Consider the following 18,241-nt stretch of genomic DNA (forward strand, 5'->3'; position numbering starts at 1 on the left):
TAACGCTATACATAACGAGTTAAACCCCTTTATACAAAGGCTTATCACAGTGTTATAATTCATAGCGTTATTTTGTGTCGTCGTTAACTAAAGAATAATTACTTATTCTTTTTGCTAGGGATAGCCATAGCACCGATGAACAATAGCATGTATATAGGCATCGCGACAAACAGTCCGATAATCGCCCAACCCATAGTTGATCCTAAAAGCATTGTACGGTCTCCTTTACTAACTACTACTATTACTATTAATATATTAGGTGTGTTTAGTCAAGAGGATAAGCTTAACTTTGCACTTAAATACATATACATTCACGAAACATCAAAAAAAGTTGAATTTTTTCAATACTTTCAGTATAATGATGTAATTGTTTTAGCTTTATTAAGTTAAAGGAAGGATATAATTATGGCAATCTTAAACTTTAATAGGGTAGAAAAAAAATACCTTCTGAATGAGAATAAATATGACGCACTCATGCTTCGCTTGTCTCCTTACATAGAGCATGATGAATATCCGATCTCAACAACAAGTACGATCTACTATGACACGCCAGATTTTAAGGCAGTTCGATATTCCTACACAAAGACTGATTTTAGAGAAAAGCTTAGAATCCGCACGTATGATTCAATCCCGTCAGAGTATTCTCAATGTTTTATAGAACTAAAAAAGAAATTCCAAGGCATCGTTTATAAACGAAGAATCTATGATTCTTTAAAAAATGCAACAGATTACTTAAAAGGTAACAAGTATATAATTCCACATTCTCAAATTAGAGAAGAAATTGATTATCATATTACAAGAATGAAGAAATTACAACCAGCAGTATTTATGTATTATGACAGAAACTCATTTAAAGATAACGAGACAGGTGCAGTCAGAATCACGTTTGACCGTAACATCGTATATCGTAACTATGATCTTGAGTTCACAAAAGGCAATCATGGTACACGTATCATTAATACTGATGAAGTTTTAATGGAGATTAAAGTACCTGGTCCATATCCATTATGGTTAGTTAATGCTTTGTCAGAATTAGAAATCTATCCACAATCATTTTCAAAATATAAGTCAGCATATGAATCATTAAGAAAAAAAGGAGAAATTATATTTACATGAATAATTTATTTGATAGTTTTTATGCCTCACCAGAAGGTGCGATGACAATTTGGAGTTTTTTAAGTAGTTTCTTTGCAGCAGTAATCCTAGGAGTAGGATCAGCTTACGCTTATAAGTTTAAAAACGTATATAATAAAGATTTCATTTTTACTTTAGCTATTTTGCCTCCTATCGTTTCAGTTGTTATTTCACTCGTAAACGGAAACGTTGGTGCAGGTATCGCAGTACTCGGTGCATTCAGCTTAATTCGTTTTAGATCAGCACCAGGTGGAGCAAGAGAAATCAGCGCAATTTTCATTTCAATGGCTATTGGACTTGCAACAGGTATGGGATATTTACTATTCGCGACAGCGTTTACTGTTTTAATTAGTATAGTCTCAGTTATTTTTGTACAATTTAGATTTGGTCAAATGTCAGGTTCAATGAAGCAGTTAACCATTGTTGTCCCAGAAGATTTAGATTACTACAATACGTTCGATGATATTTTTGAAAAATACACGAGCTCAGTTGAACTATTTAACATCCGTTCAACAGATATGGGTAGTTTATTCAGATTAAAATATATCATCACTGTCAATGATGAAGCAGAAGAAAAACAAATGATTGATGAGATTCGTACCAGAAATGGTAACCTTGATGTAGATTTAAATAGATATGTAAGAAGAGAACAAGAACTTTAATTTACTAAGAGAGTGATGCATATGACTAGAGATATTTGGGAAACTAAAGTTCGATCTATTAAAACAGATGAAGACATCAAACGTGCATTTATTGTCGTTAAGCAGCTTCGTACACATCAAACAGAAGACACTTATATAAACACAGTTAAAGAGATGATGGAAAAGCAGAACTACCATATGTTTGGTTTATATGATCCACTAAATGATTGGAAACTACTTTCTGTTATCGGATTTGCACCAACATTGACACTTTATTATGGAAACGTTGTTTGGGTCCATGACCTTGTTACTGATATAGATGAGCGAGGAAATGGATATGGTGAGCACTTACTCGCATTCGTTGAAGAAGAATGGGCAGAGAAATATGGTTATGACACGGTTGCACTCACTTCAGGTTTTGAAAAGAAACGTGCTCATCATTTTTATACGGATCATATGAACTATGACAAAGTAAGTTACCTATTTAAAAAGAACTTAAGATAATGCATATCGTTACTATAAAAACGCTACGCAACAATATCTGTGTAGCGTTTTATTATTTTTATAACGATATGCGTTACTCTAAAATACATCCACCCAAATTTTTAATGCTGTCGCAATAATTAATACAGCGAGCATCCACTTTAAAATAGTGGCATTTATCTTTTGTCCTATTTTAGCACCAAGTGGTGAAGCAATAATACTTGCCACAACCATAATTGCTGCAGGCGCGTATAACACTTGGTCTGTAACAACTTTTCCTACTGTAGAACCGATTGAGGAAATAAATGTTATTGCAAGACTTGAGGCAATGGTTACTCGAATTGGTATCTTTAAAATCACAAGCATGATTGGCACTAAAATAAATGCGCCAGCAGCTCCAACGATTCCAGATGAGATACCCACGAATAACGCTAAAATAACGGCAAGAGACACATTGAAATCGACACTTTTTAGTGAATTTAATTGTTGTTCTTTTTTAGGTATAAGCATCATTACAGCAGCTATTGTAGCGAGTATCGCATAAACGATATTTATTTGTGCACTGGAGAAGTATACAGAAATGTATGAGCCAAATAAACTGCCAATTAATACTGAACTTCCCATTGAAATAATGAGTTTTTTATTTAATAAACCACTACCTCTATATGCAAATACACCTGCAATTGTTGCAAAGAATACTTGTACCGCACTAATACCAGACACTTCATGAGCAGTAAATGAGCTAACTCCAAGTAAAGCAGGGATATATAAAAGCATTGGGTATTTGATAATGGAACCACCTATACCAACCATTCCTGAGATAAAAGATCCTACAAACCCAATTAAAAAGATAACGAGTATATAGTAAATATCCATTAGTTCATATTACCTTTGATACCTATAAACCCTTTATCTACGTTAATTATATTGGTAAAACCACGTGCTTTTAAAATACTTAAAGCCATTGCTGATCGAACACCTGACTGGCAGTGTACAAATAATTGTTTATCTTTTTCAAAAGGAATATCCGCTGTTCTTAATGTACCGAAATGTATATGTTCAACACTGTCTAGGTGATCTACATTATATTCTTTTGATGTTCTCACATCTAAAATAGAGTCATTCAGGTGTGCCTGCACAAATTTTTCGGGTGATATTGTTTCATATGAATCATCTACTAAACTAAATACTTCATCACTTGGAATAATTAACTCTAAACCATCATATCCGATAGATGCGAGGTCTTTTTGTAACTGTTCACTATTGTTTGGATCTACAACTACTGTCATTGGTTGTTTAAAATCAATATACCATCCAACAAACTGTATAAACTGGTCATTATATGGCACATTTATTGCGCCTTTGCTAAACCCATCTCTGAAATCTTCTTTTACTCTCAAATCAAAGAGTTGACCAATGAATTTATTAGTAACATCTACTTTAATATCTTTAAGACTAAATTCATCTAATCCTACTTTGTTTACTCTTTTCATTTCACTAAAGTATGTTGGTGGTTCTGGTTGATCTTTCGTAAGTTCATCAATAAATGCTGATTTTTCATTCTCTCCATACTGCAATGCCCAGTTATTTTTACGTTCATAACCGAGAGTAGATAAAGGTACTGCACCAAGTGATTTACCACATGCGCTACCTGCACCATGACCTGGCCATATTTGTAAAAAATCAGGATACTGAGATAGCTTTTGTAAAGAATCAAACATTTGATTACCACCAATCTCAGTTGTTCCTTTTATGTTCGCAGCTACTTCTAATAAATCCGGTCTACCGACATCACCTACAAATAAAAAGTCACCAGTGAACATTCCCATAGGTTCTGTACTACCACCGCCATGATCCGTTAATACAAATGAAATACTTTCAGGTGTATGTCCTGGTGTATGAACAACTTTAAGTTCAACAAAACCAATATTAATGATATCTCCATCTTTAAGAAACACAGTATCTGACGGCATATTTAGATACTTCCAATTATCATCACCTTCGTCAGACACATAGAGTTGTGAACCTAGCTTTCTACCCACATCTCTTAAGCCAGAAGCAAAATCCGCGTGTATGTGTGTTTCAGTCGCTTTTGTAATTTTAAACCCTTCTTGCTCTGCTACTTCGATGTATTCATCTAACACTCTTTTTGGGTCTATGATCATCGCTTCATTCGTCTTTTGACATCCGATCATATAAGATGTTTGTGCAAGTTTGCTATCAAAAAATTGTTTAAAAAACATGTAAATTCTCCTATTCTATATAAATAAATTTAAATTACTATTTTCAGTATCACCAAGATACGTACCAACGCCACCAAATTCTACAAATGGTAGTAATTCTTCTTTCTCTATTGCCATTACATCCATACTCATTGTGCACGCAATCATCTTCACACCAAGGCTATCCGCTTTTTGAATCATTGTAGATAATGCCTCTACCTTTTTCTTATTCATGATATTTTTCATCATTTTTTGGCCTGCACCAAGCATATTCATTTTAGAAATTGGCAAATGATTCGCAGAATTTGGCAACATTGCGCTGAATAACTTATCTATCCCTGATTTTTTAATCTTTTTGGCATTTGGATCTTTAATCACGCTTAGTCCCCAAAATGTAAAGAACATAGTAACTTCGCGTCCCATACTGCGTGCACCAGTCGCGATGATAAATGAAGCAAGTGCTTTATCAAGGTCTCCACTAAACACGACCATTGTCGCTCCATCTTTTGTCTCCATCATTTTAGGTGCATCATTATCTTGATTTTCTTGTTTTTCAATGATGATATTTACAGCGTTATTTTCAACCACATTTTTTAATATTTTATTACCAGATTTCTTTGCCCATGCCTCTATATCTGCACTAAATCCAATATCGTCCACCGTTACTTCAAGTTTCTCACCAGCATTTAATTTTTGCATTTCCATATTCACAGTGATGAGTGGGCCAGGGCATTGTAAACTCCCAAGCGCCAAAAGTTTATGCGCTGATGAAGTTATGTTTTTATGTGTCGAATTAAAACTTCCTTTATATTCGCTATATCCTTCAGTAAGATTTTTTGCAGAGAATCCTTTATCATTTAAAATACTAACTGCAATTTCACTTCTTCTACCGCTCTGACAGTACACATAGATTTCTTTTTCTTTTGGAAGTTCTTCCAAACGACTGTCTAATTCTCCTAGAGGCACATGCTTCACTCCAGAAATATGTCCAGATTCAAATTCCGAGTACTCTCTAACATCTAATATCAATTGCTGATTTTCTAATAAACGATCCACATCATTTATGTGGTAAACATTTTCGCTCATTATTATTCCCCCTTCAAATACCTATAGGGGTATAATAGCACGTAAATTTTTGAAATGCAAATACCATGCGGGGTATGTAATAATATAAATAAAAAAAGCAGCCGATTAGCTACTTTTATTAAGTAGTTCGACTGCCTGGCTTACAAGTTCATCCGTTTTCTCATCATTGTTCAAGACACTTTCTCTGACACATTGAACAAGATTGTCACTAACGATAACGTTCATGGTACGATTCAAAGCACTTTTAGCGGCACTTAATTGTGTCACAACCTCTTTGCAATCTTTACCTTCTTCCATCATCTTTAACGCACCATTTATTTGTCCTTGAAGTCTTTTAATTCTGTTTATAACTGCTCTATCATAAGTTGTTTGCTGATTAATATTCATCATTTATACCCCCTATTGTATACATAGTAACACGAAGTACCTTAATTAAAAAATATTACATATATAAAACATTAACCTGTTTAAGAAGAATTTTAAATAACGTATATCGTTTTAACATAAACATCTCTATAACAGTTATTATAGGTGTTTATATCATAGTTATAACGTAATTCATTACCTTAGATATTGTTGTAGACGTGTTATATCTACTGGCGTTATAACCCCAGTAGTATCTTCTCTTGATTTAATATATCCATTAGGTGTGATTAGAATAATAAGATTTGAATCTCAGTGTACGTCTTTCTTCATTGCTGTTTGAAGCAGGTTAAACGCCGTTAGAAACCGTCAAGAATATTTCACGTGAAACATTTAAAATAAAAAGCCATCCCGCCAAGTAGGCTGAGATGACTGTAACATCTATTAATGTGTAACATCTGAAGTCGAAATACCAGTAATAGATTTAACTTGAACTTCTCTAAATTTTTCATCAGATTCTTTCTTACCAAAGAACGTACCGACAAATGCTCCTATGAATCCTGCAGGAACGGATATAATCGCTGGATTCGCAAGTGGGAATATCGCTTCCGCATTGATAAACCCAGTTCCTGCTGGGTTCATAACGTTCGGACTTAATATAACGAGTACAAGCGAAGTTACCAAACCAACAACGATACCTGTGATTGCGCCTTGTGTGTTAAATCTCTTCCAAAATATGGTATATACAATAACAGGTAAATTAGCACTCGCAGCCACACAAAATGCTAATGAAACAAGGAATGCGACGTTCATATTTTGTGCAAATAGAGCAAGTACGATTGAGAATATAGAAACAGCTAGTGAGGCCATTTTCGCCGCGAAGATCTGTTCTTTATCTGTAATCTTCCCTTTTTTAATAACTTGCCCATAAATATCATGAGCAAATGCAGATGCTCCTGTTAATACTAGTCCTGCAACTACCGCTAAAATCGTTGCGAATGCAACAGCTGATACAAATGACATTAACAAATCTCCACCTAAACGGTCAGCGAGAAGTGGTGCAGCCATGTTACCCGCAGGATTTGCTGCGATAATTTCTTCTCTAGTTAAAAGTGCAGCAGCACCGAAGCCTAAGAAGATTGTAAGAATGTAGAAAATACCGATAATCCATGTTGCCCACATTACAGACGAACGAGCTGTTTTCGCATCCCTAACAGTGAAGAAACGCATCAGAATATGTGGTAAACCAGCGGTACCAAAAAGTAATGCAATAATAAGTGAAATATTATCTAATGGAGACTTACCTTGAGAACCCGGATTTAAGAAATCTCCTTTAAGTTCTGGCGCTTTAATATTTTGCATAGATCCAAACATCTCAGAAATACTAAAATTAAAATGTAAGAGTACTAAGAACGAAATGATAATCGTACCAATCATAAGTAATACAGCTTTAACCATCTGTACCCAGCTCGTAGCAGTCATACCACCGAAGAGTACGTAAATCGTCATCATAATACCTACAAGAACTACAGCAACTGTGTATGGAATACCAAATAATAGCTGAATCAATGCACCTGCACCCACAAGCTGTGCCAGCATGTAAAATATGACTATAGTTATAGAAGATAACGCTGCAGTAGCACGCACTTTTTTCAACTCAAAGCGTGATGCGATCATATCAGCAAGTGTATATTTACCTAAATTACGAAGTGGCTCTGCAACAATGTATAATACAACTAAATAAGCAGTTAAATATCCAATACTATAAAAGAATCCATCAAATCCCCAAAGCGCAATTGCACCTGCAATACCGAGGAACGAGGCTGCAGATAAATAATCACCAGCAATCGCAAGCCCGTTCTGCCAACCAGTTAAACCACCACCGGCAGTGTAAAAGTCACTCGTAGACTGCGTTCTCTTAGATGCAAAATATGTAATGACTAGTGTTAAGCTCACAAACACAATAAACATGATTACAACAGTAGCATTCATTTAGTATCCCCCTTGTACTTTTCAATAATACGTTCGGCTTTCTTATCAAAAGTCTTAGCTTTGTTCATATAAAGCATAACTAACGTCCATACCATAATGAACAGCATAAGAGAATAGATCCACGCCCAGGAGATATTCCAAAATGCAATGTTGTTTAAAAACGTAGTGTAACCTGTTAAAAATGGAAACAGTAAAGTCGCAACGACGAAAAACAGAGTGATAGGTAAGATAAAAGAATTGCGCTCTTTCTTAAGTGCTTTATACTCATCACTATGCGCAATTTTCTCATAATCAATTCGTGACAATAGTAGACCCCCTTATTTTATAAACATTCATTATACTGATAGTTTATTTTTCTTATATATCAATGTCAACGGAAATGTAATCGCATACAATAATGAATATAAGAAAATTACACCTATAAAATAAAAATCCATACATTATATATAATGTATGAATTATTTTAAATAACTATATTTGTACTCGCAGGAGGATTCATGCTTCTCATCTCTAGAAGAAGAAAATTTGAGAGATAATACTCCACAAAAAATGGCCTAGACAATTTGTCTAGGCCTTCTTTTTTATTTATTTTCAGCTGGTTTGTATAGAATTGTTTGAATGAAGAACACAATAAAGCTAAGTAATAAGACAGATCCACCAACAATATAGAATACTAATGAAAATGTCGTACTAGATAGTACGTTATTCATATACATTCCAATTGTAAGTCCAAATGCGCCAACGATTGCTGACCACACATGTATTTTCTCTAAGACACCATATTTATTAACAAACACTTTATAGTAAACAGACCAACTAAATAACGTAAGCCAACCTACAACTAATACGTGAGCGTGAATGGGTCTCATTGCGTAATCACCAGCACCTGCCATATGTGATCCCATAAATGCACCAATTAAACCAAATAATCCTGCACTAACTAATAATATTTTCGATGGTTTGTGCACCTTAATTTCCCCCTAAACTCTTGTTTATATAGATAATATGAATTCAATATGAACAGAGTATGAACGCGTGTAACATTTATTACACCGGATAAGCTGTTTAATTCACCGCTTACGAAAGATTCAACTTTATTAGAGATAAATATCCTATACTAAATGTAACAAAGGAGGGACATCATATGAAAACCGAACTAATCTTAGACCACTCTTTACCAGATGATGTAGTAAAAATTTATTCAAAAGATGCTCAGATAGGCGCACGCATTTTATCTTATATCGATCACTTCACCACTGGTCTAGAAAACTTGGTCATACGCTCAGAAGACGGTGTAATCATTATAAAGAAAATGGATATCGTCTCTGCTGCAATTTACGATAAGTCTTTAACCATTTATACAAAAGAAGATGAAATCAAGACGTCAAAGGCTTTATCTGCACTTATGAAAGAATTAGATTCAAAAACCTTTTTACAAGTTTCAAAATCGGAGATGTTGAATATTCATATGATTAAACGAGTAGAGCCATCGTTCTCAGGAAATCTAGTTGCAAGAATGGCATACGGGGATAAAGTAATTATTTCAAGAAGGTATGTTTCAAAATTAAAAGAAAGGTTGGGAATAAAATGATTAAAAATATAATCAAAACAATATCACTCTCAGTGGGGATTGGAAGCTTTATCTTTCTATTCTCATTAATGACTATAGAACCTTCAAAAACTATTCTATCAGTCTGGATTGCTTCAGCTTTAATCGGCATTGCATCAATATTATATTATACAAAAGTCCCTAAAGTTATTGCTACAGTCGTACAGCTCGTTGTTGGTATCACTGCATTTACAATCGTCGCAATCATGAATCGTTGGATAACGATGACTATTACTAATATTATATTATATGCTGGTGCTATACTAGCAATCATGATTATTATCCAATTGATTTTTTATCTTGTATCATTGAGTGATAGTAAACAAATCAACCAAAGACTTGAAGAGAAATAATACTAAACTAACAAAACCCAGTAGAACAACTACTGGGTTTTGTTTAAATAAATGTTTGGGTAATGCTACCTTTGCCATTTGCACATTGAACTTTAGCATATGCACCATTCACTAGTGTGATTTGAGGTGGCATATGTCCACAGTCAGTATCATAATTAGTGATTTTTAATTACCACTTGCTCAACTGTCAGATTCTTTCTCTCTTTTACATTTGCCATAATGATATCAGCGATATCTTCTGGATCCATTAATCCTGACATTTGTTTTTCTTCTAAGATGCCATTCCAAAACTCTGTCTTCATACCACCCATATAAGCACCAAAGATGCGGATGTCCGTATCCTTAAGTTCTACTAGTAAGGCTTCTGTGAATCCACGTGCTCCAAATTTGCTCGCACAATATACCGTCTCATTCATTTTACCGACAAGACCTGCAGTAGATACAATGTTTGCGATCACACCGTCGTTATTTTTCTTCATAGAAGGCACCACTTGTTGCGTACAGTAAATCGTTCCCTTAACATTCACATCAATCATGCTGTTGATTTCATCCGCACTGATATCTTCCACTAATTTAAAAGCACCTGTACCAGCGTTATTGACCAATACATCTACGTCACCATATTGTTCAGTAATTCCTTTAAACGTTGTTTCAACTGCAGAATAATCTGCAACATCCACTGAGTGAACAGAAAAATCATCCGACTTTAACGTCTCACCAACTTTTTTAAGTTTATGTTCATTACGGCCCAAAAGCGCTACATGATATCCTAAATCAGAAAAACGACGTGCAAGAGACGCACCAAGACCACTACCAGCACCTGTAATTACCGCTAATTTTTTACTCATTGATAAAAACTCTCCTCTAATTAATTTCAATCTATCCATAAACAACATGCTTATCGAAAATGAATCTTACATACTTATATACTACAAAAATAACGACTACCATTACAAACAATACCTCCACATAAATCAATGAATATAAAAGGTCTAGTTCACTCTTTTCCCCTAAGAAATATCGCCTAGTGTTATAGAAAGGATACTAGAACCGAGACATAATATACTGGCAGCAATTGAAACTCTCTTTAAAGCCACATTCATAATAATTGTAGCCATTCTAAATTGCACTATTTTTTTGCAACAATTCTTCCATTGGATTTCAAATTATTAATATATTTTAACAAATTAGGCGAAATAGAATTTGTGCTAATCGCTTTTATTGTTTAATATTAGATATGTCAGATTCATTCTGACTATCCTCAATGGTTATGTTAAATACAAGTGAATACAATTCTTTCGGGGCTTGGTGAAATTCCAAACCGGCAGTAAAAGCCTGCGACCCGCATATTTCTTTTATGTGGCTGATCTAGTGAATATCTAGAGCCGACAGTTAAAGTCTGGATGGGAGAAAGAATGAAGTGTACAGTTTATGAAAAGTAAACTGTTTATTTAGTGTACACTTTTTTATAAATCAACCACCCCTGAATCTAAAATTCAGGGGTATTTTTTGAGGTGAACAATTTTATGTATATGGATGCTGCTAGAGAACTCGTCAAAATGACGGTTGGACAAACCGGAGTCAATCCTCCTGTTGGTGCAATCATCGTTAAAGGTGGCGAAATTGTAGGCATAGGTGCGCATTTAAAAGACGGCGATGCGCACGCAGAAGTCCAAGCAATCCGAATGGCGAAAGAAAAATCTAAAAATGCAACTATTTATGTCACGCTTGAACCGTGCTCTCATTATGGTAAAACACCACCCTGTGTAGACGCGATTATAGAAGCGCGTATTAAACGTGTGATTTTTTCAGTAAAAGACCGTTCTTTAAAAGGTTGTACAGACCTTATGAAAGATCACGGCATTGAAGTCATTCAAGAATCAAACGAAGCACTCGAACAATTTTACGCTGAGTTTTTTCATGGAAAACAATTGCAAGTTCCAATCACGACGGTGAAAGTTTCGAGTTCATTGGATGGGAAAGTTGCAAATGATTTTAGTGAAAGCAAATGGATCACTAATAAGCAAGTCAAAGAGGATGTCTTTAAGCTAAGACACAGACACGATGCGATTATAACCGGCTATCAAACAATAAAAAAAGATAACCCAAAATTAACGACAAGACTTCGGGATGGTAAGAGTCCCACTCCGATTATCTTGAGTCGCAGTGGCATCATTGACTTTAGCTTGGATATTTTTAAAGACGACAGCCGCAATATCATTATCATTACAGAAAACAAAAGATTACGTGCGCCATACACGCATGTAACTGTATTTTATCTTGATAAATGTAACGTGGAAAACATCCTGAAGAAATTGTACGCGTCTGGTTTTGGACGCGTGCTAGTAGAATCGGGACCAAACGTTACTTCACAATTTTTAAATTCAGATTTAGTATTACACTTCACTCTCTATTATGCCCCGAAATTAATAGGTGGAAGCGGAAGATATCAATTCTTTCAAACAGAAGATATCGTACCTCTACACGAATCCAAATTATTTACTTGTGTAAAGACAGAACATATTGAAGATAATCTCAAACTTACATTTAAAAAGGAGATTTAATATGTTTACAGGTATTGTGGAAACAACTGGTGTAGTCACTAAGAAAAGCACGACGAATACATTACACACGATTACAATCCATGCGAATCATTTCCTAGAGAATGTTCAAATTGGAAGTTCGATTAGTGTAAATGGCACATGTCTAACGGTGACTGATTTTAGCACAAACACATTTACGGTCGACATTATGCAAGAAACGCTTCAAATCACAACTCTCAAACATTTAGAAATAGGAAAAAAAGTCAATCTTGAGCGTGCCCTGACACCTACCAGTGAACTTGGTGGGCACTTTGTCACAGGTCATGTGGATGGAATTGGCGTGATTAAAGACATAGAATCACTTAATGAAACTAAAGTCATCACGATTGAAGTAGATGAACGCCTAAAATCTCACCTGATGAATCAAGGTTCAATCACAGTGGACGGGATCAGCCTGACTATCTTTAAAGTAGAAGATACACGTTTTAAAGTGCATATTATTCCAGAAACACTGCGAATCACGACGCTAAACGAAAGTCATGTGGATGACACGGTGAACATCGAAACAGACATGCTCATAAAATATGTCGACAACATCCTGAAAAATAGGGAGGTTGCTGTTCAATGATTTTCGACTCAATAGAAGAGGCTTTAAAAGACCTTAAGAGCGGTAAGGCAATCATCGTTGTAGACGATGAAAACAGAGAAAACGAAGGTGATTTACTCTCTGTTACAGAATGGATGAACGAAGACACAATCAATTTCATGGCAACACATGGCCGTGGTCTTATCTGTTCACCTGTTTCAGAGAAAATCGCAAAATCAATCGGACTCACACCTATGATTAATAACAATACTGATCCATATGGTACAGCATTCACAATTAGTATTGATCACAAAGAAACTACTACTGGAATCAGTGCAGAAGAACGGTACTTCACAGCCAAAATGATGTTAGAAGATAATATCACGATAGAGTCATTCAATCAACCAGGTCACCTGTTTCCTCTTATCGCAAAGAAAAATGGAGTGCTGGAACGTCCTGGACATACTGAAGCGGCAGTAGATCTTGCACGACTGACTGGTGCTAAAGAAGCAGGAATCATCTGCGAAATTATGAACGAAGACGGTACGATGTCTCGACTTGAAGACCTCGTTCATTTCAAAGATAAACACAATCTAAAACTCATCACGATACAAGATCTTGTTCATTTCAGACGAGTCAATGAAGTCAATGTAACGCGCGTAGCATCTGTAAAACTTCCTTCGGAAGATGGAGAATTTACGCTCGATGCCTATCGCAACTTTGATGGGTCGGAGCATCTGATGTTGCACAAAAATTTACACGAAAATCCAAATGTGCGCGTGCATTCATCTTGTATCACTGGAGATATTTTTCATAGTAAACGTTGTGACTGCAAGGAACAATTAAGTAATGCTATGCGTTATATCGATGAAAATGGTGGTGCTGTTATTTATCTTTTTCAAGAAGGAAGAGGCATTGGACTCGTAAATAAATTAAAAGCATATGAGCTCATAGAAGAAGGGTATAACACAATCAGTGCGAACGAAAAATTAGGCTTTAAAGCGGATCTTCGAACATATGAAGTAGCTGCACAAATTTTAAAATATAACGAAATAGAATCTGTACGATTACTTACAAATAATCCAGATAAAATTATGAGTCTGGAGTCATTTGGAATCGAAGTAGAATCACGAATTCCTTTAATAATTGAGGGCAACGAACACAACGCAGATTATCTAACGACAAAATTTGAACAGATGGGGCATATCATTTAGGAGGAAACAGCATGAAATTAGAAGGTAAATTAAATGGTAAAGATTTAAATATAGGGATTGTAGTCGCACGTTTTAATGACTTTATAACAGACCGGTTACTAGAAGGGGCAAAGAAAACACTTATGCAACATGAGGTAGAAGAGGCCGATGTTGATATAGTATATGTACCAGGCGCATTCGAAATTCCATACGTTACAAAGAAACTCGCAGAATCAGAGAAATACGATGCAATCATTACAGTCGGATGCGTGATTAGAGGTGCTACAACACATTATGACTATGTGTGTAACGCTGTTACAAATGGAGTGAATCAAATAAATTTAACATCGAATACACCCGTTATATTTGGCGTTATAACTACAGAGAATATAGAACAAGCGATAGAACGCTCCGGCACGAAAGCAGGAAATAAAGGATCAGACTGTGCGCAAGCAGCAATTGAAATGGCACAACTAAAACGCTTATTATAAAACAAAAATCACGACTCTCCGAGTCGTGATTTTTTATATTATTTTTGATCAGCATGAGTATCCCCAATAACTTCACTATTTTTAATTGGATAGTTTCTAAATACATATGACATCACGAGACCTACTGCGAAACAGATCGCTGCTGTGATTATTGCATATTTTACAACTTCCATTGCTGGGTTAAATCCAAACATAACAAGTAGTCCTGGCGTCGGTGCTGCCGTTCCTGGAGCGTTATTTACAAGCCCAGAGTAGGCAAGTACAATACCGGCTAATCCACCGCCTATGAAATTGGTCACATAAATCGGTATCGGGTTAGCGGAGACGAGGTCTGCCTTCGATAATGGCTCGATCGCGATTGAAATTACGGATTTTAAGTTACCAATTTTTAATCGATGCAAGATTGTTGTATTCATAAAGCTTGAACCAAATGCTGTTAAGGCAGCTACTGCCATTGGAACACCTGTTAAACCAAGCATTGCTGTTAACGCCATTGAGCTGAGTGGAGATGTACCAACAACTGTGATGATACCACCTAAAATAAGTCCCATAATTAGTGGGCTTGTTGACATCGCACCATCAATAATTGCACCTATTCTAAGTAATGATCCATCTACTAATGGAGTGAATAAAACACCAATTAAGCGTGCCAATGGAATACAAAAGATCACAATGATAATAAAATCGAGTCCGTTTGTTACTTTCTTTTCAATAAAACGTATAATAAATGAAATAATGTAGGCTGCAAATAGTGCAGGGATGAGTCCGATTTCAACAAAAGATACCGCAAGTAACGCTGAGTTTTGTGCGTTTATCTTTCTAGATAAAGCGACTAAGAATCCAACAATTACACCACTCATTGTGCCTGCTAAGTGACCTGTTTCTTGTAAGAATTCAATATGTAAAATATCACCAAGAACAAAACCTTGAAGTGCTTCTACTAGAAACGTAGCGATTGCAGCTGTCGCCAGCGCACTCATTACCGCACTACCGTCTGGAGCGTAGTAAGTAAAAATACTAAAAAATACTAGAATTAATAATAATAAACCAGTACCAACTAAAATATCTATTTTAAACAACTCCTTTACTTTTACTATACACATTTGATTCTCAAAATGCATAGACTCTTGTGTAAAATAACACTCTTTTCTTCGAATTATCTTAATAATATCTAATTGTGAATGATTATAATATTTTGACTAAATGCTATAATTCATTTTCTCCACAAAATAAAGCAGAAATTATTCCATTTATCGTTCATGAAATGTAAAGTGAGTATATAGAAAAGAGGGAGTCGCCATGAGCTCTGGAAAAAATCCTAATGATGCTTTTTCTCCACAATCTGTTATTTCATTGATATTTCTAATTATTGTCATTGCTTTGTTTATATGGGCGTACTTTAACGTGGATGTACCTGAACCTGAAAAATTAAGACAAATTATTCTCGGCTACGGTTGGGCGGGGTGGATTGTGTTTATCGGCATCGCATCACTGATTGCCATTACGCCAATTCCTGTTACAATTCCAGCACTCGTCGCTGGATCGTTATATGGTGTTGTAGAGGGAAGTGTCGTATCATTTCTTGGGGTTATGATTGGCTCTTGGATTGGGTATTGGATTGCACGTCTCACTGGTCAAGAACTGACTTTTAGATTATTAGGTCGTCATGGTCAGACTGTTAAAAATTATCTTGGGGATGCTGGATTCTTAGCGATGTGTACCGCACGCCTCATGCCAGGTTTGCCGTATTGGCCAGTCAATTATGGCGCCGGGGCATTAGGTGTCAGTCAATCTGCATTTCTTTCAGCCACATTTATTGCCTCGATTCCAGGACAAGTGTCACTTGTTGCACTTGGCGCATTTGCAGTAAATCCAACCATCTTAAATGGAACGATCCTTGCCTTCGCGTGGATTGTAGTAGGAGTAGCTACATGGACTTCGTATAAATATTGGCGCGGATCTAAAGCACAGAAACGCATCAAGAAGAACAAAAAATACAAATTGAAGACTAAATTATTAAACACGAAAAAGCATGTATATGAAAAATGAACTGACCCCCTAATTCCGGACACGGATTTAGAAGGTCTTTGTATGTCAAAGTATAGTTATGATTTGAAGTTAGAAATTATAAAAAGATATGAAGAAGGTTTTGGATCAACCATTCTTTCAAAATAGTTTAATATAAGCCATGATACGATAAATAATTGGATAATGGCTTATAATCTCTATGGCGAAGTTCGTCTAAAGAAAAGTTTATCTAAAACACGTTATTCTGGTGAGTTTAAGTTATCCGTATTAAAATATAGGATAAATAACGAAACTTCCTATTCAGAAACAGCTCAAGTCTTTGGGATCAAGAATCCATCTACTTAATTACTCTAATATATTTTTATTAAACCGGAAAATAAAGAAGTAACAAGTAGTCTCTTCATAAAAATCCAGAACAAATATAGTCAAATCCTTTTGTGTAACTGAACTATTTGTGTTAATATCATCATGAATAAAATGACGATTTTTTAATAAGAATAGAAGGTTAAATAGATTATGAAAGAAAACTTTTGGCGTGATTTACCACGTCCATTTTTTATTTTGGCACCTATGGAAGACGTTACAGATATTGTATTCCGACACGTTGTTAGTGAAGCGGGCAGACCTGATGTGTTTTTCACTGAATTTACAAATACGGAAAGCTATTGTCATCCTGATGGGATACAAAGTGTTCGTGGACGCTTAACTTTCAGTGAGGATGAGCAACCTATGGTCGCTCACATTTGGGGTGACAAACCTGAAAACTTTAGACAAATGAGCATCGGTATGGCCGAAATGGGTTTTAAAGGAATCGATCTTAATATGGGATGCCCTGTAGATAATGTTGCAAAGAAAGGAAAAGGATCTGGTTTAATACTCCGTCCTGAAACTGCAGCAGAGATCATTCAAGCCGCTAAAGCTGGAGGACTCCCGGTAAGTGTCAAAACCCGTCTTGGATATTATGAAATAGATGAATGGAGAGACTGGTTAAGGCATGTTTTGGAACAAGACATTTCAAACTTATCCATTCACCTTCGTACCCGTAAGGAAATGAGTAAAGTAGACGCACACTGGGAATTAATTTCTGCTATTAAAGAACTTCGTGACGAGATTGCACCAGATACACTCCTTACAATTAATGGAGATATTCCAGATAGACAAACAGGACTAGAACTTGCTGAAAAATATGGTGTGGATGGTATTATGATTGGTCGTGGAATCTTCCATAATCCGTTCGCATTTGAAAAAGAACCTCGTGAACACTCGAGCGAAGAATTGCTTGATTTATTAAGATTACACTTGTCTTTATTCGACAAATACTCAAAAGACGAACCTAAACAGTTCAAACCATTGCGTAGATTCTTTAAAATCTACGTACGTGGGTTTAGAGGTGCGAGTGAACTACGCCATCAATTGATGGAAACACACACGACAGATGAAGTTCGCGCGTTACTCGATTCCTTTGAGTCACAAATGGAAGATATATAATAATATATTGTATACAAAAACGAGAGAAG

20 protein-coding genes and 1 riboswitch are annotated in these 18,241 nt (G+C 35.6%); of the genes, 11 read left to right on the forward strand and 9 right to left on the reverse strand.

Annotated elements, in window-relative coordinates; translation table 11 throughout:
• Nucleotides 1–405 precede the first annotated feature (405 nt).
• Genes IEU51_RS05690 through IEU51_RS05700 form a run of 3 tightly spaced genes read left to right on the forward strand, consistent with a single transcriptional unit; the run spans nt 406 to nt 2,279 of the window.
• The gene (locus IEU51_RS05690) at nt 406–1,116 is read left to right on the forward strand and encodes a polyphosphate polymerase domain-containing protein (protein WP_186086223.1); all 711 of its coding nucleotides are present in this window, start codon (nt 406–408) and stop codon (nt 1,114–1,116) included.
• Nucleotides 1,113–1,796, forward strand: a complete 684-nt coding sequence (locus IEU51_RS05695; protein WP_186086220.1) for a DUF4956 domain-containing protein — start codon at nt 1,113–1,115, stop codon at nt 1,794–1,796. The genes IEU51_RS05690 and IEU51_RS05695 overlap by 4 nt, the downstream gene beginning before the upstream one ends.
• A gap of 21 nt (nt 1,797–1,817) precedes the next feature.
• Nucleotides 1,818–2,279, forward strand: coding sequence for a GNAT family N-acetyltransferase (locus IEU51_RS05700; protein WP_186086217.1), 462 nt, complete (start codon nt 1,818–1,820; stop codon nt 2,277–2,279).
• Between the two features lie 78 nt (nt 2,280–2,357).
• On the opposite strand, the gene IEU51_RS05705 is transcribed toward IEU51_RS05700, so the two are convergent.
• From IEU51_RS05705 to IEU51_RS05735, 7 genes are all read right to left on the reverse strand, one after another.
• Nucleotides 2,358–3,134: a sulfite exporter TauE/SafE family protein gene (locus IEU51_RS05705; protein WP_186086214.1), complete on the reverse strand. Its 777-nt coding sequence runs from the start codon at nt 3,132–3,134 to the stop codon at nt 2,358–2,360.
• Complete coding sequence (locus IEU51_RS05710) at nt 3,134–4,501, reverse strand: MBL fold metallo-hydrolase (protein WP_186086211.1); 1,368 nt, start codon at nt 4,499–4,501, stop codon at nt 3,134–3,136. Before IEU51_RS05710 ends, IEU51_RS05705 begins: the two co-directional genes overlap by 1 nt.
• Nucleotides 4,502–4,516: 15 nt before the next feature.
• Entirely contained in the window at nt 4,517–5,566 is a 1,050-nt protein-coding gene (locus IEU51_RS05715) for a DsrE/DsrF/DrsH-like family protein (RefSeq protein WP_186086208.1), read from the reverse strand.
• A 105-nt stretch (nt 5,567–5,671) separates the two neighbouring features.
• Complete coding sequence (locus IEU51_RS05720; protein WP_186086485.1) at nt 5,672–5,953, reverse strand: metal-sensitive transcriptional regulator; 282 nt, start codon at nt 5,951–5,953, stop codon at nt 5,672–5,674.
• 420 nt (nt 5,954–6,373) lie between these two features.
• The gene (locus IEU51_RS05725; protein ID WP_186086205.1) at nt 6,374–7,921 is read right to left on the reverse strand and encodes a solute symporter family protein; all 1,548 of its coding nucleotides are present in this window, start codon (nt 7,919–7,921) and stop codon (nt 6,374–6,376) included.
• Nucleotides 7,918–8,226, reverse strand: a complete 309-nt coding sequence (locus tag IEU51_RS05730; RefSeq protein ID WP_186086202.1) for a DUF485 domain-containing protein — start codon at nt 8,224–8,226, stop codon at nt 7,918–7,920. Before IEU51_RS05730 ends, IEU51_RS05725 begins: the two co-directional genes overlap by 4 nt.
• A gap of 276 nt (nt 8,227–8,502) precedes the next feature.
• On the reverse strand, nt 8,503–8,889 hold the full coding sequence (locus IEU51_RS05735; protein ID WP_186086199.1) for a hypothetical protein: 387 nt from the start codon (nt 8,887–8,889) through the stop codon (nt 8,503–8,505).
• Nucleotides 8,890–9,065: 176 nt separating this feature from the next.
• On the opposite strand from IEU51_RS05735, the gene IEU51_RS05740 reads away from it, so the two are divergent.
• Together IEU51_RS05740 and IEU51_RS05745 are read left to right on the forward strand one after the other, a co-directional pair.
• A complete protein-coding gene (locus IEU51_RS05740; protein ID WP_186086196.1) occupies nt 9,066–9,512 on the forward strand; it encodes a LytTR family DNA-binding domain-containing protein in 447 nt (148 codons plus the stop codon).
• Nucleotides 9,509–9,883 carry a DUF3021 family protein gene (locus IEU51_RS05745; protein ID WP_186086193.1) on the forward strand — a complete coding sequence of 125 codons (375 nt, stop codon included), beginning with the start codon at nt 9,509–9,511 and terminating at the stop codon, nt 9,881–9,883. The genes IEU51_RS05740 and IEU51_RS05745 overlap by 4 nt, the downstream gene beginning before the upstream one ends.
• A 155-nt stretch (nt 9,884–10,038) precedes the next feature.
• On the opposite strand, the gene IEU51_RS05750 is transcribed toward IEU51_RS05745, so the two are convergent.
• Entirely contained in the window at nt 10,039–10,731 is a 693-nt protein-coding gene (locus IEU51_RS05750; protein WP_186086190.1) for an SDR family oxidoreductase, read from the reverse strand.
• 442 nt (nt 10,732–11,173) lie between these two features.
• Nucleotides 11,174–11,302: riboswitch (FMN riboswitch) on the forward strand.
• Between the two features lie 107 nt (nt 11,303–11,409).
• Here IEU51_RS05750 and ribD point away from each other — a divergent pair.
• The 4 genes from ribD to ribH are packed head-to-tail and all read left to right on the forward strand — an operon-like array spanning nt 11,410 to nt 14,696.
• Nucleotides 11,410–12,447: a bifunctional diaminohydroxyphosphoribosylaminopyrimidine deaminase/5-amino-6-(5-phosphoribosylamino)uracil reductase RibD gene (ribD, locus tag IEU51_RS05755; protein WP_186086482.1), complete on the forward strand. Its 1,038-nt coding sequence runs from the start codon at nt 11,410–11,412 to the stop codon at nt 12,445–12,447.
• A gap of 1 nt (nt 12,448) precedes the next feature.
• Complete coding sequence (locus IEU51_RS05760; protein ID WP_186086187.1) at nt 12,449–13,054, forward strand: riboflavin synthase; 606 nt, start codon at nt 12,449–12,451, stop codon at nt 13,052–13,054.
• Entirely contained in the window at nt 13,051–14,226 is a 1,176-nt protein-coding gene (gene ribB / locus IEU51_RS05765) for a 3,4-dihydroxy-2-butanone-4-phosphate synthase (protein ID WP_308808174.1), read from the forward strand. Before IEU51_RS05760 ends, ribB begins: the two co-directional genes overlap by 4 nt.
• Nucleotides 14,227–14,237: 11 nt before the next feature.
• Nucleotides 14,238–14,696, forward strand: coding sequence for a 6,7-dimethyl-8-ribityllumazine synthase (ribH, locus tag IEU51_RS05770; protein ID WP_186086184.1), 459 nt, complete (start codon nt 14,238–14,240; stop codon nt 14,694–14,696).
• A gap of 38 nt (nt 14,697–14,734) precedes the next feature.
• Here the strand turns inward: ribH and IEU51_RS05775 are convergent, their stop codons facing one another.
• Nucleotides 14,735–15,766, reverse strand: a complete 1,032-nt coding sequence (locus IEU51_RS05775; protein ID WP_186086476.1) for a PTS sugar transporter subunit IIC — start codon at nt 15,764–15,766, stop codon at nt 14,735–14,737.
• A 229-nt stretch (nt 15,767–15,995) separates the two neighbouring features.
• Here IEU51_RS05775 and IEU51_RS05780 point away from each other — a divergent pair, with 229 nt between their 5' ends.
• Together IEU51_RS05780 and IEU51_RS05785 are read left to right on the forward strand one after the other, a co-directional pair.
• Nucleotides 15,996–16,745, forward strand: coding sequence for a TVP38/TMEM64 family protein (locus IEU51_RS05780; RefSeq protein ID WP_186086183.1), 750 nt, complete (start codon nt 15,996–15,998; stop codon nt 16,743–16,745).
• Nucleotides 16,746–17,240: 495 nt separating this feature from the next.
• Nucleotides 17,241–18,212, forward strand: a complete 972-nt coding sequence (locus tag IEU51_RS05785; RefSeq protein ID WP_186086181.1) for a tRNA dihydrouridine synthase — start codon at nt 17,241–17,243, stop codon at nt 18,210–18,212.
• Nucleotides 18,213–18,241: the final 29 nt, after the last annotated feature.

The organism is Phocicoccus schoeneichii, from assembly GCF_014635565.1.
GTDB lineage: Bacteria > Bacillota > Bacilli > Staphylococcales > Salinicoccaceae > Phocicoccus > Phocicoccus schoeneichii.

Bases quoted from the DNA above. Each gene is read 5' to 3' on its own strand.
- IEU51_RS05690 (WP_186086223.1), top strand. From the start codon at position 406: ATGGCAATCTTAAACTTTAATAGGGTAGAAAAAAAATACCTTCTGAAT.
- IEU51_RS05695 (WP_186086220.1), top strand. From the start codon at position 1,113: ATGAATAATTTATTTGATAGTTTTTATGCCTCACCAGAAGGTGCGATG.
- IEU51_RS05700 (WP_186086217.1), top strand. From the start codon at position 1,818: ATGACTAGAGATATTTGGGAAACTAAAGTTCGATCTATTAAAACAGAT.
- IEU51_RS05705 (WP_186086214.1), bottom strand. From the start codon at position 3,134: ATGGATATTTACTATATACTCGTTATCTTTTTAATTGGGTTTGTAGGA.
- IEU51_RS05710 (WP_186086211.1), bottom strand. From the start codon at position 4,501: ATGTTTTTTAAACAATTTTTTGATAGCAAACTTGCACAAACATCTTAT.
- IEU51_RS05715 (WP_186086208.1), bottom strand. From the start codon at position 5,566: ATGAGCGAAAATGTTTACCACATAAATGATGTGGATCGTTTATTAGAA.
- IEU51_RS05720 (WP_186086485.1), bottom strand. From the start codon at position 5,953: ATGAATATTAATCAGCAAACAACTTATGATAGAGCAGTTATAAACAGA.
- IEU51_RS05725 (WP_186086205.1), bottom strand. From the start codon at position 7,921: ATGAATGCTACTGTTGTAATCATGTTTATTGTGTTTGTGAGCTTAACA.
- IEU51_RS05740 (WP_186086196.1), top strand. From the start codon at position 9,066: ATGAAAACCGAACTAATCTTAGACCACTCTTTACCAGATGATGTAGTA.
- IEU51_RS05745 (WP_186086193.1), top strand. From the start codon at position 9,509: ATGATTAAAAATATAATCAAAACAATATCACTCTCAGTGGGGATTGGA.
- IEU51_RS05750 (WP_186086190.1), bottom strand. From the start codon at position 10,731: ATGAGTAAAAAATTAGCGGTAATTACAGGTGCTGGTAGTGGTCTTGGT.
- ribD (WP_186086482.1), top strand. From the start codon at position 11,410: ATGTATATGGATGCTGCTAGAGAACTCGTCAAAATGACGGTTGGACAA.
- IEU51_RS05760 (WP_186086187.1), top strand. From the start codon at position 12,449: ATGTTTACAGGTATTGTGGAAACAACTGGTGTAGTCACTAAGAAAAGC.
- ribB (WP_308808174.1), top strand. From the start codon at position 13,051: ATGATTTTCGACTCAATAGAAGAGGCTTTAAAAGACCTTAAGAGCGGT.
- ribH (WP_186086184.1), top strand. From the start codon at position 14,238: ATGAAATTAGAAGGTAAATTAAATGGTAAAGATTTAAATATAGGGATT.
- IEU51_RS05780 (WP_186086183.1), top strand. From the start codon at position 15,996: ATGAGCTCTGGAAAAAATCCTAATGATGCTTTTTCTCCACAATCTGTT.
- IEU51_RS05785 (WP_186086181.1), top strand. From the start codon at position 17,241: ATGAAAGAAAACTTTTGGCGTGATTTACCACGTCCATTTTTTATTTTG.